The following is a 17,510-nucleotide window of genomic DNA, read 5'->3' as shown; positions in this document are numbered from 1 at the left end:
TGGGCTCCATCAGCAGCAGGGGAAAAGTTCGGCGATCAGCGGCTCGCACAGCTCCGCCTTGCCGCCGCAGCAATCCTTGACGAGGAACAGCGTGAGCGCCTTCAACTGGTCGAGGTCGGCACGGTAGTTGATGATCCGGCTGCGTCGCTCGGAACGAATGAGCCCAGCGCGCGCGAGGGTCGCCAGATGCACTGACATGGTGTTCTGCGGCACGTCGAGCGCCCGCGCGACCTCGCCCGCGGCGAGTCCATCGGGTTCGTGCCGAACCAGAAGACGAAAGGCATCGAGCCTCGTTGTTTGCGCAAGCGCTCCTAGCGCCGAGATAGCAGATACCGATTCCATATATCCGCTATTATAGATATATGGTGCGGACGCCAGCCCCATTCAGTGAATCAATTTTCCAGTTGATCGCTATGGCGGCGCGCCTGTCTATAGGATAGGGGGGTATGCTATGGGACATTTGACCGAAGGCAATGATGAACTCCTGAAGCGGGTGCGCCGCATCGCCGGTCAGGTCACGGCGATTGAAAAAGCGCTGGCGGCAGGGACGGACTGCACGACGACGCTGCACCTGGTTGCAGCGACACGCGGTGCCATCAACGGCCTCATGGACGAGATTATCGAAGAGCATGTCCGCGCCCATGTGGCGCATCCCGATCTTCCGGCCGAGGAGCGCGCCGCAGGGGCGGAAGAACTGATCGCGGTCATACGCCGCTACGCAAAATGAGGCTGAGATATTGACCACGTCCCGCGACATTGAAGCCTTTACACACGACCATGTGTATCTTGGGGCCTCTCACGACGAGAACGCCCGCAGGACCTTGTGGGTTGTGGTGCTGACGGCTGTGATGATGATCGGCGAAATCTTCGCCGGCTATGTTACCGGCTCGATGGCGCTCCTTGCCGACGGTTTTCATATGGCGACCCATGCCGGGGCGCTGAGTGTCGCAGCGATTGCCTATGCCTATGCCAAGCGGCATGCATCCAGTGGACGGTTCAGCTTCGGAACCGGGAAGGTCGGCGACTTGGCAGGCTTCGCTTCGGCGCTCGTGCTAGGCCTTATCGCCTTGGGGATCGGGGTCGAATCGATCCTGCGGCTGTTCGAACCCATCAAGGTCGCGTTTGGCGAAGCAACGGTGATTGCGGTCATTGGGCTCGGCGTGAACATCGTCAGTGCATTCCTGCTCTCGGGTAGCCACCATCATCACGGTCATGACGATCACGCCCATGACCATGATGCCCATGGCGGCGACAATAACCTCCGCTCAGCCTATGTGCACGTCCTCGCCGACGCTCTCACCTCTGTGTTGGCGATCACGGCTCTTCTGGCAGGCCGCTATCTGGGCTGGGTCTGGATGGACCCTGTCATGGGAATCGTCGGGGCAGTGGTGATCGCTCGCTGGTCCTGGAGCTTGATGCGCGATACCGCCGCAGTCCTTCTCGATACGACAGACAATCACGTTGCCGAGGAAATACAGGATCTTGTCGAAGGACCAGGAGATGCGCGCATTTCCGATCTCCATGTCTGGCGCGTCGGCCCTGACGCCCATGCCGCGATCGTCGGTGTTGTTGGTGGCGTGGGCATCGATGCGGGTGTTATCCGTAACCGGCTCGTCCCCGTCCACGAGTTGAAGCATCTGACAATCGAATGCCATTGAAAGCGCACGCGTGAAGTCCCCGTGCATAGACTTGTGCGCGTTCAACGGTTCGACCGGCTGGTGCCGAGGGTGCGGCAGGTCCAAACCCGAATGCAGGACATGGAAGAAGGCGCAGCCGCAATAGCAACGCAAAATCGCTGCCGACCTACCGCGCCGGCTCGCGAAGCTGGCAGGACGCGGCCTGCACAAGTGAATCGGCTAGCCTTGCGGCTAGCGTGCCCTGCTGGCGATCTTCCGACCCCGCCAGATAGGCTCAGGAGGCCAGGCGCGTGATTATCGGACATTCGGGCCGCTCGTTGCCGTGGCAGCCCTTCGCCAGGTCGAGCAATGCTTCGCGCATCGCATTGAGCGCGTCCGCCTTCCGGCCGAGGTCCGCGGCGCGCGATTCCGCCAGCGCCTTGACTTCCGCGCTCGCGCGATCGCGATCAGACCAGAGACCAAGCAGCTTTCGGATTTCTTCGATCGGAAAACCGAGATCGCGGGCATTGGCGATGAAACGCAGCCGATGTACGTCAGCGTCAGAATAGTCTCGATAGCCACCGTCACGCCGCGGCGGCGGCGGAATGAGACCGATCTTCTCGTAGTGGCGGATCATCCGCTGCGAGACGCTGCTCGCCGCTGATGCGCCGCCGATGTTCACAGTGCCACGCGGTTGAGACGCAGCGCATTGGTGACGACGCTGACGGACGAGAGGGCCATCGCTGCTGCAGCGATAATGGGCGACAGAAGAATGCCGAACACCGGGTAGAGCAAACCTGCAGCGATGGGGACGCCTGCGGCATTGTAGATGAAGGCAAAGAAAAGATTCTGGCGGATATTGGCCATCGTCGCCTCGCTCAGCCGTCGCGCGCGCAAGATCCCATTGAGATCGCCTTTGAGCAGCGTCACGCCTGCGCTCTCGATGGCGACGTCCGTCCCCGAACCCATGGCGATGCCGACGTCGGCCGCCGCCAGCGCTGGCGCATCGTTCACTCCATCGCCCGCCATTGCAACCACACGGCCTTCGCGTTGCAGGCGCAGCACGACTGCGCTTTTCTGATCGGGCAGGACTTCCGCTTCAACCGCGTCGATACCAAGTTTACGAGCCACGGCCTGGGCTGTCGTTCGATTGTCGCCGGTCAGCATGACGACGCTGATGCCTTCCTTTCGCAGCGCCGCCAGCGCTTCAGCAGTTGTTGCCTTGATAGGATCTGCAATTGCGAGAATTCCTGCGACGCGGCCATCGACCGCCGCGAAGATCGCAGTGGCGCCGTCCGCCCGCATGTCATCTGCCTGCGTGGCTTCTGTCGATACATCGATGCCATTCTCGTCTAGATAAGCTCCAGCACCCAGGAATATGCGTTTGCCACCGACGGTGCCGACAGCGCCTTTGCCCGTGGGCGAGTCGAAATCCGAAACTTCAGGAATGTCGAGCTGGCGGAGCTTGGCCGCAGCGACGATCGCAAGCGCCAAGGGATGTTCGGATGCCCGTTCGACGCCAGCGGCCAACCGAAGAATATCATCCTCCGAAAAGCCGTCCATCGCCACGATGGCGGTCAGGGAAGGGCGTCCCTCGGTCAGGGTGCCGGTCTTGTCGACGACGATCGTATCGACCTTCTCCATTCGCTCGAGCGCCTCGGCATTCTTGATCAGGACACCAAGCCCAGCGCCGCGCCCGATACCGACCATGATCGACATCGGAGTCGCAAGCCCCAACGCGCAGGGGCAAGCAATAATCAATACCGCAACGGCCGCAACGAGGCCGTGTGCCAATCGCGGCTCTGGACCCCAGATCGCCCAAATCGCGAAGGAGAGCAGCGCGATGCCGAGCACAGCGGGTACGAACCAGCCAGCGACCTTGTCAGCCATGCGCTGGATCGGAGCGCGCGATCGCTGCGCATCGGCGACCATTTGAACGATCCGCGCCAGCATTGTATCGCGGCCGATCTTGTCGGCGCGCACGATGAGCGATCCCGTCTGGTTCACCGTTCCGGCCACTACATGGGCGCCGACCGTTTTCGTCACCGGCATGGATTCGCCGGTGACCATCGATTCATCTATGGAGGAGCGGCCCTCCTCGACGATGGCATCTACGGGTACTTTTTCGCCGGGGCGGACCCGCAGTCGGTCGCCGACAGCGATCAGGTCGATCGCGACTTCTTCGTCATTCCCGTCCGCCATAATCCTGCGCGCGGTCTTGGGAGCGAGATTGAGAAGAGCCTTGATTGCGCCCGAGGTACGCTCGCGAGCGCGCAACTCAAGAACCTGGCCCAGGAGGACAAGGACGGTGATCACGGCAGCCGCCTCGAAATAGATCGCGACCGTGCCGTCCATCATACGAAAAGCTGCAGGGAATATGCCCGGCGCTGCAGTGGCCACCACACTATAAGCCCAGGCCACGCCCGTCCCCATCGCGATCAAGGTGAACATGTTGAGGTTGCGCGTCCGGACAGAGGCCCAACCACGTTCGAAAAATGGCCAGCCCGCCCAGATCACGACCGGGGTTGCCAGAGCGAACTGGAGCCAGCCCGATATGCGCTCGGAAATGAGGCTGTGCAGCGCCGGGAACAGGTGTCCGCCCATTTCCAGTACGAAGATGGGCACCGTAAGCGCCAAAGCGATCCAAAACCTGCGAGACATATCGAGCAGTTCAGCGCTTGGCCCCGAGTCTGCAGTTACAACCTCCGGCTCGAGGGCCATGCCACAGATCGGGCATGGCCCGGGATGATCCTGACGGATCTGCGGGTGCATGGGGCAGGTCCAGATGGCGCCGGGCTGGGCCGCCGCGGGCCTGTTACTATCCTCAGACAAATAGCGCTCGGGGTCGGCGGCGAACTTGGCGCGGCATCCCGCACTACAGAAATAATATTCCTTTCCCCCATCCGAGACATGATGAGAGGTGACAGCCGGATCGACCATCATGCCGCATACCGGATCCTTGGCCGTCTTCGCGCCCGTGGTGGCATCGTGCTTGCCCGCGCAGCAGCTATGCGCACCAGATTTGCTCGCAGGAATAGGATCAGTCACGGCTCGTCTCCTTATCGACGAAAGGCAATGTGGGGTCTGACATCATGTCAGGGTCAACCCCCACCTCTCATATATTTTTGCGTGCTCGACCCCGTCTACAGGGTCATCCAGACAATCGATTGTGAATGGTGGTCGCCGCCCTGGCCGCCTGGCCCGCCGCTACCGCGATTTGGTCCAGCCCTTCGACCATGTCGCCGGCGGCGAACATACCGCTGATCGTCGTTTGCTGATGCTCATCGACGACGATGCAACCTGACGGAGCCAATTCGGCACCAGCCATCCGCGCCAGTTCTGAGTGAGCGGAGGTCCCAAGAGCAACATATAGAGTGTCGAGTTGGAGCGATCGGCCATCGGCTAAATGGACGAGAAGGTCTTTCTCGTTGACCGACAAATCGCTGACAGGTGCTCGCTCGACCCTAATAGCGTTCCGAACCAGATTTGCCTCGTCAGCTTGCGAGAGTTCCGAAGCATCCTGAGTGAGCAGGGTGACGGTATCGCTGTAGTGGCGAACGAAAATCGCCTCGGCCGCGCCGTGGTCGGAACAGCCCAGCACGGCGACTCTCCTGCCGCGGATCTCGTAGGCATCGCAGATCGGACAATAGCGTATCAACCCTTGGGCAACGCCTCGATCGTGCGCTTCCTGCTCTATTCTCGGTCGATGATTTGTCACGCCTTGGGCGAGCAATATGGTTCGTGCCTCGATGGCCTGGGAGCCCGTATAGGCGATAAATCCAGTATCGGCGCGTTCGACGCGCTCGACGACTCCATTGGCCAATTCGGCACCGTAGCGAACTGCATGTTGACGCATACGCGACAGCAGATCCGCGCCAGATATTCCGTCTGGAAATCCAAGGAGGTTATGTGTCGTTGGGATTCGGGCCGCCCGGCCCGGCCCCGCATCGACGACCAGCGTAGCTCGCAGAAACCGGCCCAGATAGGTGGCAGCCGTTAGGCCTGCGGGACCTCCGCCAATGATAATGCAGTCGTACATGCATGCCTTTCGCTGACGTTGATCGACATTGCTATTACGCGGCATGCGGCACGTGCCCTCGAAAGCAGGCGCTTCTCTCGAGAAAATGCAGATGGGCGCGAGGGGTCAGAGCCGTCGATGCGTAAGTCAGATGTAGCCCATCAACCGACAGGATGGACAAATGAGGTGCCCACGGGTCGCAGCGTGGCGCGGGGGCGAGTGGACGTGGCGAAGACGGATCGGAAGCAATGATCTCTCTCCACGCCACTCGCCCCGCAAGGATCGCTAGGCGCACGTCCTGGCGCCGCGACCCCGTCACCGGGGGAGGCGAATTGGAGACATACAGTCCTTTTTCGGTTTCGATGGGCCAAGCACTCTGGGTCATCATGATCATCGCAGGGCCTCCGCTCATTTTGATGCTGGTCGTCGGGCTGGTTATTTCCATGGTCCAGGCCGCGACATCGATCAACGAACAGACGGTCAGCTTTGTCCCGAAGCTTCTGGCGTTCATCCTGTTTCTTGCAATCTACGGGGCTACCGTCGGCGATCTCCTGATCGACTATACCCGCGACCTGCTGATGCATATTCCGGACGACATACGTTGATCGCAGGCCTTTTATTAGGCCCGGGCGGCTCCCGCAAATCTGGTGGTCCGCGAAACAGAGTGCTAGCGTCCGAGGAGATTGGGGCGAAGGGGGGAGCAGGGTTTGGCAGACTTTGAATTGCTGGCGCGGCAACTGATCCAGCGATGGAAGGAAGACCCGAACGCGACCTATCAGAGCTGGTTTCTTTGGGACGAGCGCATCAAGAATTTCCGCTCGATCCGACGGGGCCTCGCCCAGGTGGTCGCTGAAATCGAAGCCGGGAGGTTCGGCGTCGCTTATCGCGGATCTTCGCTGGAAACGGTCGTTCATTCGGTCGCCGAGCAACGGCAGATATTCAAAGGTGCGGATCATGCGTTTCTTTGGAAGCCAAAATTGCGCATCCCTGACATCTATGAAAACCCAGCGAACCAGCGCGCTTTTGGCCGGTTGCTGGATCATTGCGCGTGCTGTGATACCGCTGAAGAGATTATCGCGGGAATCCACACCATTGATCGCCTGAACATCAAAGGCCTGGGACCAGCGGTCGCCAATCTCCTCTACTTCCTGCATCCCACGCTGGTCCCGCCGTTCAACACGGCGATCGTCAATGGCTATAACAAGCTGACGGGCGGGAAGGTGAAGCTGGGCAGCTGGCAGCATTTTCTCGCGATGCGCTCGGGCGTCCTTGATCTGAACGAGCAGTTCCGCGATTTGCTGTCGAACGATCTCGGCGCCATTGGGGGGCTGTTGTTTGATATCGGCTCGGGGCGTTATCCTGCGCCACCACGCGACGAGGGCGATCAGGCAGCCGGTTCCTGGGCGGCGCGGCTCGAACAGGCCAGGACCGAGGCGCAAAGTCTCAACAAGGCCCTTCAGAAGCAGGGCGAAAGCGATCGGACCCATTCGGAGATTCAGGCCTGGCTTCGCGACATCGGTCATGCGCTAGGCTATGATGTCTGGATCGCAGCCAACGACCGCGGGCGTCTCCATGATGGGGTGCGTCTTGGTGAGGGATGCCTTGAGTGCCTGCCGGAGTCGATTTCCACTTCGACCGGTGCCGATGCCATCCGTCTTATTGATGTACTGTGGCTGGAGCGGGCGAGCGATCGTGTCGCCGCGGCCTTCGAAGTCGAGCATTCGACTTCGATTTATTCGGGCATCGTCCGGATGCTCGACCTGGCCCTGAGCGGCAGCGAGTTGCACGCCACCGCCGGGCTGTTCCTTGTCGCACCCGATGCCCGCGAGAGCGAGGTGCGGGCGCAACTCGCACGGCCCGCCTTCAGCCGTATCGCAGATCTTGAGATCGCCTATCTTCCCTATGGTGAGCTGGAACGCCACAAGGAAGCGATCTCCCGTTTTGGTTCGGGCCTGAAAGCGATCAAGGCCATATCGCGCGCGCTGCCGTGATGGGCGAATGTCTATACGCCGGAGGCGGGAGGCGCCAATAGTCCGAGCCAGGCAACGAGCGTAAGGATTGCAAGCGCACACCCGCTCTCGACAATCAGACTTCGGCGAAGCGACCGTATCGCGGCTGGTGCGTCACCGCTTTCGACAGCCATCGCCAACGCAGGCGTGAGGAAGAAGCGATTGGCTGCTGCAAGGATGAGCATTGCGCCAAACAGCAGCAATTTCGCTGTCAGCAGCGCACCATAGAGACTTGTGAAAAGCGATCCCAATCTGGACGGCCCCACCAGTATCCAGCTGTTGACCACACCAGAGAGGATGAGGAGGCCGACCACGATTGAGCCGATCCTGGCGAAGCCGTCCAAGGCTCGGTGCGAAAGGTGAATATGGTCCACAGCCATTCGGTCGGCGGGGCGAAATATGAGTAGGCATAGAGCAGCCAACGCCCCGACCCATATCCCTGCTGCCAACAAATGGGTGATATCGGCGCCAAGATGAACCCATCCCAGCAAGCCTTCATCGGCAGCGCCGTGACCGGTCCAGGCCAATGTTGCAAGAGCGATCGCTGCCGTGAACGAAAGTGAACCGAGAGCAAAAGCGGGACGACGCCATCCGACAATCGAAAAATAAAGGACGAGCAAGAGTGCGGCCACTCGTACCTGCCATATCGTTCCGATCGAGGTGCCCGAGATCACCATGTTGATTGTGGCGCGGTCTACCTGATCGACCGACACGCCGCCCATCGAGGCCGCCAAAACCATCATGCCGAGGATCGACAGACCTATGCCGGCCAAGGCGATGGACGCGAGTACGGAGCGGAAGCGCAGGACCGAGCCGGATTCCCGTTCGGTCCCGCGCAATGTGTAGAGCCCGAACATCGGCAGCCCAAAAAGAAGCATCAGGTCAAGATAGAGTCCAAGCCTGACGGCGATTGCCACCATGTCCGGCATGGTCTTACTTGACCTTGAACGTGTATCCGCCCTGGATGCGATGGGTGTCGGTCGAGACGACATGATAATCGAGCTTGTACGTTCCAGCTGTCAGCGGCTTGGCGAGCGTGGCAACGAGTGTCTTGCCGTCGGGAGCCAGCGTTGCCTTGACGCCGTTCATTTTCATCGGCCCCATCTTCATGCCGGGCATTTCGGTCATCGTCAGGTCGATTCCGGAGAACTGCGCGACAAGCGCTTCGGAAAAGACGAGCTGGATCTTCGTCGGGGCGGCGACGACGGTGTCGGCGGCTGGCGTGGCACTGCTCAGTTTGGGGTGAGCCTGGACGGCGGTAGCGGCAAAGACAGAAGCCGCCATGGCGACGGCAAAAGCTGTTTTACGAAACATCGATTTCTCCATAGGCGGCGATACTGCCGACACAGCGATTTACGCACCGCAGAGTGCAACCCCTCATCAAACCCGCGAAATTTCTTCGGCGGTTGTATGGAAACCGGCCGGCGCGCGGGATCGGCGTAGGGTTGAGGGGTGAAGGCGCGCCGCGCGTATGATCAATTGGATGGGGTGTGAAATCATCGATCGTCCAAAGACTTTCTGCTGGGGAGGACGCGATGGAAGATTCAAGGAAAGCATGGCTCCGGAGACATTTTCCGAGCGTGGGCTTCGTCGCGGCGGCGGCGCTGGCCGGTGGCGCGCTCGCCGGCATCGTCGTGTATGTCGGCGCTTACGATATTGGCGCTGATGCCCCCCACAGCAAACCAGTCTATTGGCTCGTGGAGCAATTCCGTGATCGCTCGATCGCGGTAAGGTCTCGCGACATCAGCGTCCCGGCAAACCTGATGGATGTGAAACGTCTGCAGAGCGGAGCGGGGCTCTATACCGAGATGTGCAGCGGCTGCCATCTCGCGCCGGGCCTTGAGAAGTCCGAGATCAGCCAGGGCCTCTATCCCAGGGCTCCCGAGCTTTTCCGTGAGCCGCAGAGATCGGCAAAGGAGCAGTTCTGGATCATCAAGCATGGGGTCAAGCTCACAGCGATGCCGGCCTGGGGCAAAACCCATAGCGACGAGCTGATCTGGGACATGGTGGCTTTCGTGCGGCAGATGCCGAAGATGAGTCCTGCGCAATATCAGGCGGTGATTTCCAGTGCGCCTGAAGATCACGATGCGATGATGAAGGATATGCCTGGCATGACAAAGACGATGCCGTAACTATGTGGCACCGTGCCTTGAAGGTCGTCGTTCAGCCCCCCGAAAACCGAGGGGCGCTTTTGACGAACGGGCTGATAGCGGAGGTGGAAAAGACGGGTCTTGCGCCAGCGCGTCGGATGGATTGAAGAAATAGGAATTTGAGATGAATGTAGACTTGGATGGGCTCTTGAGCCGCTTACGCAACGAACCGGGGCATCCCGGTCTGGCCGGTCTTGAAGAGGCAGTGTTCAGGCGCATTGCCGCCAGGACGCAGGTTTCGGCGGGCTCCCAGTTGAGGCTTGGCGCGGTCGCCGCCTTTGGCGCAGTGCTGCTGGGTGTTGCCAGCAACGGGGTTACGACGCCAGTCGAGGCCTCCGTTACGCTCTCGCCTTTTGGGCCATCCAATCCGCTTGCTCCCTCCACGTTGCTCGCAGGTCCGCGATGAAGCCGCGGCTGCTCGTTCTGGTCGCGATTGTCGCCTTTGTCGCAGCCGTCGCGGGCGTGTTTCTGGGCCGTCATTTCCTGCCACATCCTGTGGCTGGCGGCGTCGAACTGCATGACGTATTGCACAGCAAGCTCGACCTGGACGATCGTCAGAAGGCTCAGATCGAGTTGCTTGAGCAGCGGTTTGCCGTGCGCCGACGGGCGCTGGAACTCGAACTGAGAGCCGACAATGCACGGCTTGCCGATGCCATCGAAACTGAACATGGCAACGGTCCGGGTGTCGCTGCGGCCGTCGATCAGTCGCATCAGGCAATGGGTCAGCTCCAAAAGGAGACGCTCGGCCATATCTTCGCCATGCGCCAGATCTTACGTCCGGATCAGGCCAAGACCTTCGACCAGGCGGTAGTACATGCGCTTACCGACGATGCGCGGTGAGTCTGGAGCTCCAGTCGTGCTCCGATGGTGAACTTGCCGCGCTGACGCTCGGTGGCCGGCAAGCGGCATTCGCAGAGATCATGCACCGGCATCAATCCGCGATATTCCGGCTGGTCCGCGGACTCGTAGGCAATGCGGAAGAGGCGCTTGACCTTACCCAGGATTGCTTCGTTTCGGCGTTCAGCCATTTGCGGAAATATGATGGTGCCCGACCGCTGCGCGCTTGGCTGTCGCGGATCGCGATCAACAAATGCCGTGATTGGCGCCGTCGCCAAAGAGTGCGTCAGCTCTTCATCTTCAGTGCCGCCACGTCCGACGACGAAATTGAACAGGTCCCAGACGACGCACCTTCGGCTCATGCCAGCGCAGCTTCGAAGATGGAACTCGAAAAACTCTCGACTGCGATCGCTGCCTTGCCATCTTCGTTGCGAGAGGTTCTGCTGCTCCGCACCGTCGAAGGGTTGAACCAATCGGAAGCTGCGTTGGCACTTTCGATCAGCGGGAAGGCTGTCGAGACGCGGCTGTACCGCGCTCGCGTCCGACTTGCTGAAATCTTGGCCGACATTTGAGGGGTGCGCCGCGCTCGTGCGTAAGGATGAGAGAGATACCGCGCTCGAGCCTCGCTGTGGACAAGAGGGTGCTGAACAATGAACAAGGAGATTATATGCCCCCGGTATTGAACCGCCGCGATCTGTTCCGCGGTGCCGCGCTGACCGGCGGTGGCCTGGCATTGTCGGCCTGGATGCCGGCATGGGCTCAACCCGTCTCGGCGGGTATTGTGAAGCCGCTCCCGACCGTTACCGGCAACGATATCACTCTCAAGATCGCTCATCAGATGATGATGATCGATGGCCGCGCAAGCCATGCGATCGGCATCAACGGAACCGTGCCGGCGCCTTTGATCCGGTTGCGCCAAGGGCAAACGGTGCGCCTGTCGGTGATCAACGATCTTGAAGAAGACAGTTCGATCCACTGGCACGGGTTACTGGTACCGTTCCAGTTCGATGGCGTACCGGGAATCAGCTTCCCCGGCATCAAACCAAAATCGACCTTCGTCTATGAGTTTCCGATCGTCCAGGCGGGCACCTATTGGTATCATAGCCATTCGGGTTTGCAGGAGCAGATGGGCCATTACGGGCCGATCGTGATCGATCCGGCAGGCGAAGATCCGATCAAGTCGGATCGCGAGCATGTGATCGTGCTGTCCGACCATAGCCAGATGCATCCGCACGCGATTTTCAGAAAGCTCAAGCAGGTGGGCGGGGGCTATTTCAACTATCAGCGCCAGACGCTGGCTGGCCTGATGGCAAAAGAAGATCAACCGCTCAAGGATCGTCTCGACTGGGGCAAAATGCGGATGGACCCCACGGACGTCTCTGATGTCACAGGTTCAACCTACACCTATCTCGTCAACGGCCATGGTCCCCAGGACAATTGGACAGCGCTTTTCCGGCCCGGCGAGCGAGTTCGACTACGTTTTGTCAACGCCTCGGCGATGACGACGTTCAATGTCCGGATTCCAGGACTCAAGCTCACGGTCGTTCAGGCCGATGGTCTAGACGTGCGGCCGGTGGAGGTCGACGAGTTCCAAATTGCGGTGGCGGAAACCTACGACATCATCGTCACCCCGACTGATGACCGTGCCTACACTCTGATCGGCGAATCTGTTGATCGGTCTGGCATGGCGCGCGCAACTCTGGCCCCGCGCGAAGGCATGGCAGCCCAGGTGCCCGCGCTTCGCAAACGTCCCCTTGCCGATATGAAGGATATGGGCATGGGCGAGATGGACATGGGCGGCATGCAAGGCATGGACGCTTCCGGCGGTTCTACGATGGCCGGCATGGACCATGCAGCAATGGGTCATGACATGCCGACAGGCGGCGCCGCTGCTGGTGGCATGGCGGGCATGGACATGGGCTCCGGCGCATCCATGCCGACAACGGACAAGACACCCGGCGGCTCGATGGCGAGCATGCCTGGAATGGGCGCCCCGGCCGGCGACGCTATGGCAGGCATGGCGATGGGCGGGATGGGCGGCATGAATATGCGCGACGGCAGCAAAGCCCCGCAGGTCAAGATGGGGCCTGGCGTCCAGACGATTTCACCTATGCCGATGGATCGCACCGGAGAGCCCGGGCAGGGCCTGGAAGATGTCGGACACCGCGTCCTGGTCTATCGCGACCTCATGGCGGTGGATCGCAACCCCGACGTGCGAGCGCCTGATCGGGCGATGGAAATCCACCTGACCGGCAATATGGAACGCTATATGTGGTCGTTCGACGGCGTGAAGATGAGCGACAAGCGCGAGCCGATTCCATTCCTGGAAAACGAACGGGTGCGTGTGACGCTGGTGAACGACACGATGATGTCGCATCCGATCCATCTTCACGGACATTTTTTCGAGTTGGTTACCGGGCATGGCGAATATTCGCCGCGCAAGCATACGGTCAACGTCGCGCCGGGCGGCAAAGTGAGTTTTGACGTCACCGCCAACGCGATCGGCGACTGGGCCTTCCACTGCCATATGCTTTATCACATGCATGCCGGGATGATGCGCGTCGTCTCTGTCCGGCCTCGGGGAGACGCAGCATGAAGGCATTGCTTCTCCTCATCAGCGTAGCGCCGCTTGCCCTCGCGGCTCCGGCTAACGCGCAATCGATGCAGAATATGCCGGGCATGAACATGCCTGCGGCCAAAGCACCTCCGAAGAAAAAGCCGGCAACCAAACCCGCGACTCCCGTTAAGCGCAAAACGGCCGCCAAACCGGCTGCTAAACCAACTTCAGCAAAGCGCGGGGCGCCCGTCGCGAAACCTAAAGCGGCCGCCCATGACATGTCGGGAATGGGCGCCATGCCCGGAATGGATATGTCGGGAACGGTAGGAAGCAAGGCGTCTCCGAAGCCCGATCCCCATGCAGGACATGACATGTCGAGCATGCCTGGCATGACAATGCCGGACACGGCGGGTGGCGCCATGAACCACGATATGCCCGGTATGAATATGCCTGCTGGTGGAGGCGGTCAGCCAATGGAGCATGACATGTCGTCCATGCCCGGCATGTCGATGGACGGGCAGATGGCCGGTCATGGGGCAGGGGGCACGAGCCTTGCACCGGGCAATGCACCGGCACCGGCAGCACCAAGCGATCATTATGCCGATCGGATCTATCAGAACGGTGCGATGGTCGATTCACGGTCCATGCTGCACAACGAGCATGGCGCCAGCACCTCCTCGATGATCCTGTTCAATCTGGCGGAATATCAGGTCCGAAATGGTCGGGACGGTTATCGCTGGGATGGCGAAGCGTGGTTCGGCAAGGATCTCGATCGGTTGACAATCAAGTCAGAAGGCGAGGGCGTCCTAGGCGGTCGTAACGGCACCTTTATGGAAACTGCGGAGATTCAGGCGCTCTACAGCCGCGCGCTCGATCCATACTGGAACCTGCAGGCTGGTGTCCGATATGATTTCAAACCCAATCCCTCGCGCACCTACGCTACAGTCGGGATCGAAGGAGTCGCGCCTTACTGGTTCGAAACGGAGGCAGCCTTGTTCCTGTCGAACAAGGGCGAGGTCCTGGGGCGGATCGAGGGCTATTACGATCAGCGCATTACGCAACGTTTGATCCTTCAGCCCCGGGTCGAATTGAATCTATCAGCCCAGGACGTCCCGGAAACCCGCATCGGCGCTGGTATATCGAACGCCGAGTTTGGGCTGCGTCTGCGCTACGAAGTCAGACGCGAATTTGCGCCCTATATTGGCGTCTCCTACGATCGCAAGCTGGGCAAGACCGCGGATTATGCGCGAGCTGATGGCGAAGGTGTCAAGGCGACAAGCTTTGTCATTGGCGTGCGGACCTGGTTCTGAGGAGCAATCGGCTTCGCCTCCATGTCGGGGTTAGCCGGGTGCACCGCTGGCTGGCCCTGATCATCGGCGTTCAGTTGTTACTGTGGTTTGCGAGCGGCTTGATCATGAGCGTGCTGCCCATCGATCGGGTCCGCGGTGAACATGTCGTAGATCGCGCATCGCTGGCGACGCTCGCCCAGGGCCATGCCCGGGCGCCGCTCGATATCGTTCTACGCCAAGCGGGCGCTCCTGTCCGTGAGGTGCGGTACCGTATGCTCGCCGGGCGAGAGGTTACAGAGGTCGAGATGGCTGACGGCTCGGTACGGCTCCACGACGCAGAAACAGCGTCGGCCATCCCGCGCGTCAACGCCGCGATGGCTCGCGCGGTGGCGGTGCGATCATATCGTGGGAAGTCGGCGCCGCCGAGCGTCCGTGCCGTTACGTCCGCGAGCACCGAATATAAGGGCGTGCTTCCGGCATGGCGAATCGACTTTCCAGATCAGGATTCGACCCGCGTCTATATTGCGCAAAATAGTGGTCGGATCGTTGCCGTCAGGAACGGCACTTGGCGTCTCTATGACTTCTTCTGGGGCCTCCACATCATGGATTGGAAGAACCACGAAGATTTCAACACGCCCTGGCTGATTGGATTTGCCGGTGGGGGGCTTGCGCTCGCGATCGCGGGTTCTGCTCTTTTGTATTTCCGCTGGCCGCGAAAGCGGCGCCGCAAGAGTTGAACGACCATGGGGGATTCTTGGGCGGGGGCCGAAGGAGACGACCGATGATGAAGAACGCTTATACCAGCCTCGCGCTGCAGACCCTCGTCGGCGGCATTATCATGTATTTGGTGATGTTCGTCATGATCGATAGTCTGGGAAGCTTCTACAATAACCTCAACATGGTCTACATGACGCTTATGATGGTCGCACCCATGGTGGTGTTGATGATCCTCGCAATGGGGCATATGTTTCCATCGAAAACCGCGAACGCCGCCCTTTTGATCGGCTCTGTCGCGATATTTGCTGGATCGTTCGCGCTCATCCGGACGCAAACGACGATCGGCGATACCGCGTTCTTGCGGTCAATGATCCCCCACCATTCGGGGGCGATCCTTATGTGTCGTGAGGCGTCTCTCAAAGATCCGGAAGTCGTTCGTCTCTGCAGCGGCATCGAGGTATCTCAACGGCGCGAGATCGACGAGATGAAGGCAATTTTGGCCCGTAAATAGCAGCCTGATCCCTAATTCCTGGAAATGTCTGCGTTTCGCGGGGGGGGGGGGGAAAGCACGCTCGCGCGTATTAACAGTGCGGGGACGATGAGGAGAATATTATGAAGAAAATAATCGCCGTCATGATCGTCGGATTGTTGGCCACGCCCGGTATCGCGCAAATGCAGGGCATGGACCATTCCATGATGGACATGGGTCAAATGATGAAGCCGAACCCTGCTAACCCCTACCCGTCGGCTGAGATGGAAATGCACCAGAAGATGACGTCCGCGATGGGCGCGGATGCCACCGAAACCTGGGTGCGCAAGATGGTCGAGCATCATCGCGGCGCGATCGCAATGTCGCGCATCGTTCTGCGAGAGACCAAAGATTCAAAGGTTCGGATGATGGCCAACAAAGCCGTCGCCGAGCAGACGCGTGAGGTCGGCGAACTCGAGGGCTGGCTAAAAGCCCACGGCAAGCGCGCGCAGTAGGAGATTTCCCCCGTCCCGCAGGGACCATTGAAGGTTGATATGAAACTCAAGATCGTACTTGCTGCGCTCGGCGCGTCACTCTCCGTCGTCAGCATTGCTGCTGAGCCGATCGTCGTTCACCGGGATCCCGGCTGTGGTTGCTGCGAGCAATGGGCGGCCCAGGTCCGTCAACAATTCGGGCGACGCGTGAACATGATCGACGATCGGGGGCGACCCGCCTTTCAGCGGGTACACGGCGTACCGGCTCGGCTATCATCGTGTCACACAGCGATCGTCGATGGCATGGTTTTCGAGGGACACGTCCCCATCGCGGACATGAAGCGCGTTCTTGCGTTGCGTCCGCGTGGTGTGAGCGGTCTCGCCGTAATTGGTATGCCTGTCGGATCACCCGGCATGGAAGTTCCCGGACAGTCCGCCCAACCCTTCAATGTCATTGCCTTTGGCGCGGAACGCGAAACCATCTTTGCACGCCACGGCGGATGAGTATCGCGTTGTCCCTGGATCATGAGTGGTGTATCCGGTTACGTCTGTGAAATGTGCGCTTCATCTCTTTCTCCTGCTTGGAGCCCTGATCGGTCTGCTCGGCCAGGAAGCCGCCTTTGCGTCCGGCCCGCCTGCAGTGTCCGCGCCGGTGGCGATGTCGAGTATGGCCGCTTCAAGCATGTCCGAGGACTGCATGAAGATGATGGCGCAGCAACAACAGCCTGCGCAGAAGCCCTGCAAGGGCATGACCCTTGCCTGCATAGCCGCGATGGGGTGCGTAGTTCCCATGGCCGTTCGCAATGACTCGCCAGCGCTTGCGGCTCGCGAGGCGAATCCAATCTTGGCCTTCTGGCCGACCACCACGGTCCTACGCGGCAGTGACCTTACGCCCGAACCGGAACCACCGACTCTCCTTGGCTGATCGAAACCGGCCGTCAGGCTGACAGGATCGTTGCGCCTTTGCGCACCCAAACATCCCGTCTGATCTGCGGCTACCACGATGTTTTGCCAAAGGATTACAGTCATGAAAAACCGTGTTTTCTATGCCCTGCTCGGCGTAGCCCTTGCCGCACCTGGCGCCGCATTCGCCGGCCAGCCCAACCACAGCCAACAGTCCGGCCACTATGAGTGGAAGTCGGTCCCGCAATATGGCCCGCGTGCCACGGGACCGGCCCAGCGGCGCGTCTGGGTGCCTGATGCCACGCAAGTGGCGACTTGCGACTGCGACATGATGAAGATGAGCAGCACAGACGCTGCTGATTGCATGAAGCAGATGCACAGCATGGCACAGCCTTCGTCGACCCCTTCGGCCGGCTAAGCACAGGTTCTGGCCGCTACAGGTCGCATAGAC

The 17,510-nt window shown here is 60.3% G+C and carries 22 protein-coding genes; 16 read left to right on the top strand and 6 right to left on the bottom strand.

From position 1 onward, the window contains the following. Positions 1 to 9: 9 nt before the first annotated feature. Entirely contained in the window at positions 10 to 342 is a 333-nt protein-coding gene (locus tag H4W01_RS19930; protein ID WP_029622631.1) for an ArsR/SmtB family transcription factor, read from the bottom strand. A gap of 109 nt (positions 343 to 451) precedes the next feature. On the opposite strand from H4W01_RS19930, the gene H4W01_RS19925 reads away from it, so the two are divergent. From H4W01_RS19925 to H4W01_RS19915, 3 genes are read left to right on the top strand one after another with little or no spacing between them, the layout of a single operon-like run. After that, positions 452 to 727: a metal/formaldehyde-sensitive transcriptional repressor gene (locus H4W01_RS19925; RefSeq protein ID WP_010405486.1), complete on the top strand. Its 276-nt coding sequence runs from the start codon at positions 452 to 454 to the stop codon at positions 725 to 727. 10 nt (positions 728 to 737) lie between these two features. Then, the gene (gene dmeF, locus H4W01_RS19920) at positions 738 to 1,658 is read left to right on the top strand and encodes a CDF family Co(II)/Ni(II) efflux transporter DmeF (RefSeq protein WP_029622632.1); all 921 of its coding nucleotides are present in this window, start codon (positions 738 to 740) and stop codon (positions 1,656 to 1,658) included. 10 nt (positions 1,659 to 1,668) lie between these two features. Next, positions 1,669 to 1,782 (top strand): DUF1289 domain-containing protein, encoded by a 114-nt coding sequence (locus tag H4W01_RS19915; protein ID WP_081988753.1) that lies wholly within the window; start codon positions 1,669 to 1,671, stop codon positions 1,780 to 1,782. A 129-nt stretch (positions 1,783 to 1,911) separates the two neighbouring features. Here H4W01_RS19915 and cueR read toward each other — a convergent pair whose 3' ends face one another. From cueR to H4W01_RS19900, 3 genes are all read right to left on the bottom strand, one after another. Further along, complete coding sequence (cueR, locus tag H4W01_RS19910) at positions 1,912 to 2,298, bottom strand: Cu(I)-responsive transcriptional regulator (RefSeq protein ID WP_126849286.1); 387 nt, start codon at positions 2,296 to 2,298, stop codon at positions 1,912 to 1,914. Next, complete coding sequence (locus H4W01_RS19905) at positions 2,295 to 4,559, bottom strand: heavy metal translocating P-type ATPase (protein ID WP_156440437.1); 2,265 nt, start codon at positions 4,557 to 4,559, stop codon at positions 2,295 to 2,297. Before H4W01_RS19905 ends, cueR begins: the two co-directional genes overlap by 4 nt. A gap of 208 nt (positions 4,560 to 4,767) precedes the next feature. After that, positions 4,768 to 5,700 carry an NAD(P)/FAD-dependent oxidoreductase gene (locus H4W01_RS19900; RefSeq protein ID WP_260591667.1) on the bottom strand — a complete coding sequence of 311 codons (933 nt, stop codon included), beginning with the start codon at positions 5,698 to 5,700 and terminating at the stop codon, positions 4,768 to 4,770. Between the two features lie 182 nt (positions 5,701 to 5,882). Between H4W01_RS19900 and H4W01_RS19895 the strand changes: the two genes are divergently transcribed. Both H4W01_RS19895 and H4W01_RS19890 read left to right on the top strand, forming a co-directional pair. Beyond that, complete coding sequence (locus tag H4W01_RS19895) at positions 5,883 to 6,239, top strand: flagellar biosynthetic protein FliQ (protein ID WP_066110663.1); 357 nt, start codon at positions 5,883 to 5,885, stop codon at positions 6,237 to 6,239. 102 nt (positions 6,240 to 6,341) lie between these two features. Beyond that, positions 6,342 to 7,625 carry a hypothetical protein gene (locus H4W01_RS19890; protein ID WP_010405495.1) on the top strand — a complete coding sequence of 428 codons (1,284 nt, stop codon included), beginning with the start codon at positions 6,342 to 6,344 and terminating at the stop codon, positions 7,623 to 7,625. Between the two features lie 11 nt (positions 7,626 to 7,636). On the opposite strand, the gene copD is transcribed toward H4W01_RS19890, so the two are convergent. Then, entirely contained in the window at positions 7,637 to 8,572 is a 936-nt protein-coding gene (gene copD, locus H4W01_RS19885) for a copper homeostasis membrane protein CopD (RefSeq protein ID WP_010405497.1), read from the bottom strand. Between the two features lie 4 nt (positions 8,573 to 8,576). Continuing rightward, positions 8,577 to 8,957, bottom strand: a complete 381-nt coding sequence (copC, locus tag H4W01_RS19880) for a copper homeostasis periplasmic binding protein CopC (RefSeq protein WP_066110674.1) — start codon at positions 8,955 to 8,957, stop codon at positions 8,577 to 8,579. Positions 8,958 to 9,133: 176 nt separating this feature from the next. On the opposite strand from copC, the gene H4W01_RS19875 reads away from it, so the two are divergent. From H4W01_RS19875 to H4W01_RS19825, 11 genes are all read left to right on the top strand, one after another. Next, positions 9,134 to 9,775, top strand: coding sequence for a c-type cytochrome (locus H4W01_RS19875; RefSeq protein WP_245535556.1), 642 nt, complete (start codon positions 9,134 to 9,136; stop codon positions 9,773 to 9,775). A gap of 142 nt (positions 9,776 to 9,917) precedes the next feature. Then, on the top strand, positions 9,918 to 10,199 hold the full coding sequence (locus H4W01_RS19870) for a hypothetical protein (protein WP_033965533.1): 282 nt from the start codon (positions 9,918 to 9,920) through the stop codon (positions 10,197 to 10,199). After that, complete coding sequence (locus H4W01_RS19865) at positions 10,196 to 10,633, top strand: periplasmic heavy metal sensor (RefSeq protein ID WP_010405505.1); 438 nt, start codon at positions 10,196 to 10,198, stop codon at positions 10,631 to 10,633. The genes H4W01_RS19870 and H4W01_RS19865 overlap by 4 nt, the downstream gene beginning before the upstream one ends. Then, positions 10,630 to 11,202, top strand: coding sequence for an RNA polymerase sigma factor (locus H4W01_RS19860; RefSeq protein WP_010405508.1), 573 nt, complete (start codon positions 10,630 to 10,632; stop codon positions 11,200 to 11,202). Before H4W01_RS19865 ends, H4W01_RS19860 begins: the two co-directional genes overlap by 4 nt. Positions 11,203 to 11,297: 95 nt before the next feature. Further along, positions 11,298 to 13,226 carry a copper resistance system multicopper oxidase gene (locus H4W01_RS19855; RefSeq protein ID WP_029622637.1) on the top strand — a complete coding sequence of 643 codons (1,929 nt, stop codon included), beginning with the start codon at positions 11,298 to 11,300 and terminating at the stop codon, positions 13,224 to 13,226. Beyond that, on the top strand, positions 13,223 to 14,497 hold the full coding sequence (locus H4W01_RS19850; RefSeq protein WP_040601624.1) for a copper resistance protein B: 1,275 nt from the start codon (positions 13,223 to 13,225) through the stop codon (positions 14,495 to 14,497). Before H4W01_RS19855 ends, H4W01_RS19850 begins: the two co-directional genes overlap by 4 nt. Positions 14,498 to 14,535: 38 nt before the next feature. After that, entirely contained in the window at positions 14,536 to 15,213 is a 678-nt protein-coding gene (locus tag H4W01_RS19845; RefSeq protein WP_010405516.1) for a PepSY domain-containing protein, read from the top strand. Positions 15,214 to 15,257: 44 nt separating this feature from the next. Further along, positions 15,258 to 15,704 carry a DUF305 domain-containing protein gene (locus H4W01_RS19840; RefSeq protein WP_081988752.1) on the top strand — a complete coding sequence of 149 codons (447 nt, stop codon included), beginning with the start codon at positions 15,258 to 15,260 and terminating at the stop codon, positions 15,702 to 15,704. 101 nt (positions 15,705 to 15,805) lie between these two features. Beyond that, positions 15,806 to 16,177 carry a DUF305 domain-containing protein gene (locus H4W01_RS19835; protein ID WP_126849284.1) on the top strand — a complete coding sequence of 124 codons (372 nt, stop codon included), beginning with the start codon at positions 15,806 to 15,808 and terminating at the stop codon, positions 16,175 to 16,177. A 39-nt stretch (positions 16,178 to 16,216) separates the two neighbouring features. Beyond that, positions 16,217 to 16,660 carry a DUF411 domain-containing protein gene (locus tag H4W01_RS19830; protein ID WP_010405522.1) on the top strand — a complete coding sequence of 148 codons (444 nt, stop codon included), beginning with the start codon at positions 16,217 to 16,219 and terminating at the stop codon, positions 16,658 to 16,660. Positions 16,661 to 17,183: 523 nt separating this feature from the next. Continuing rightward, positions 17,184 to 17,477: a hypothetical protein gene (locus tag H4W01_RS19825; RefSeq protein ID WP_033965547.1), complete on the top strand. Its 294-nt coding sequence runs from the start codon at positions 17,184 to 17,186 to the stop codon at positions 17,475 to 17,477. The last annotated feature ends 33 nt before the right edge of the window (positions 17,478 to 17,510 follow it).

Source organism: Sphingomonas sp. PL20, from assembly GCF_017875905.1.
Classification (GTDB): Bacteria; Pseudomonadota; Alphaproteobacteria; order Sphingomonadales; family Sphingomonadaceae; genus Sphingomonas; species Sphingomonas echinoides.
Note: the sequence above shows the minus strand (reverse complement) of the source record. Positions and strands in the feature narration are given on the sequence as shown.

Coding starts and splice junctions, on each gene's coding strand:
- H4W01_RS19930 (WP_029622631.1), bottom strand. CDS start 342: ATGGAATCGGTATCTGCTATCTCGGCGCTAGGAGCGCTTGCGCAAACA.
- H4W01_RS19925 (WP_010405486.1), top strand. CDS start 452: ATGGGACATTTGACCGAAGGCAATGATGAACTCCTGAAGCGGGTGCGC.
- H4W01_RS19905 (WP_156440437.1), bottom strand. CDS start 4,559: ATGATGGTCGATCCGGCTGTCACCTCTCATCATGTCTCGGATGGGGGA.
- H4W01_RS19900 (WP_260591667.1), bottom strand. CDS start 5,700: ATGCCGCGTAATAGCAATGTCGATCAACGTCAGCGAAAGGCATGCATG.
- H4W01_RS19895 (WP_066110663.1), top strand. CDS start 5,883: ATGATCTCTCTCCACGCCACTCGCCCCGCAAGGATCGCTAGGCGCACG.
- copD (WP_010405497.1), bottom strand. CDS start 8,572: ATGCCGGACATGGTGGCAATCGCCGTCAGGCTTGGACTCTATCTTGAC.
- copC (WP_066110674.1), bottom strand. CDS start 8,957: ATGTTTCGTAAAACAGCTTTTGCCGTCGCCATGGCGGCTTCTGTCTTT.
- H4W01_RS19870 (WP_033965533.1), top strand. CDS start 9,918: ATGAATGTAGACTTGGATGGGCTCTTGAGCCGCTTACGCAACGAACCG.
- H4W01_RS19865 (WP_010405505.1), top strand. CDS start 10,196: ATGAAGCCGCGGCTGCTCGTTCTGGTCGCGATTGTCGCCTTTGTCGCA.
- H4W01_RS19855 (WP_029622637.1), top strand. CDS start 11,298: ATGCCCCCGGTATTGAACCGCCGCGATCTGTTCCGCGGTGCCGCGCTG.
- H4W01_RS19850 (WP_040601624.1), top strand. CDS start 13,223: ATGAAGGCATTGCTTCTCCTCATCAGCGTAGCGCCGCTTGCCCTCGCG.
- H4W01_RS19840 (WP_081988752.1), top strand. CDS start 15,258: ATGATGAAGAACGCTTATACCAGCCTCGCGCTGCAGACCCTCGTCGGC.
- H4W01_RS19835 (WP_126849284.1), top strand. CDS start 15,806: ATGAAGAAAATAATCGCCGTCATGATCGTCGGATTGTTGGCCACGCCC.
- H4W01_RS19830 (WP_010405522.1), top strand. CDS start 16,217: ATGAAACTCAAGATCGTACTTGCTGCGCTCGGCGCGTCACTCTCCGTC.
- H4W01_RS19825 (WP_033965547.1), top strand. CDS start 17,184: ATGAAAAACCGTGTTTTCTATGCCCTGCTCGGCGTAGCCCTTGCCGCA.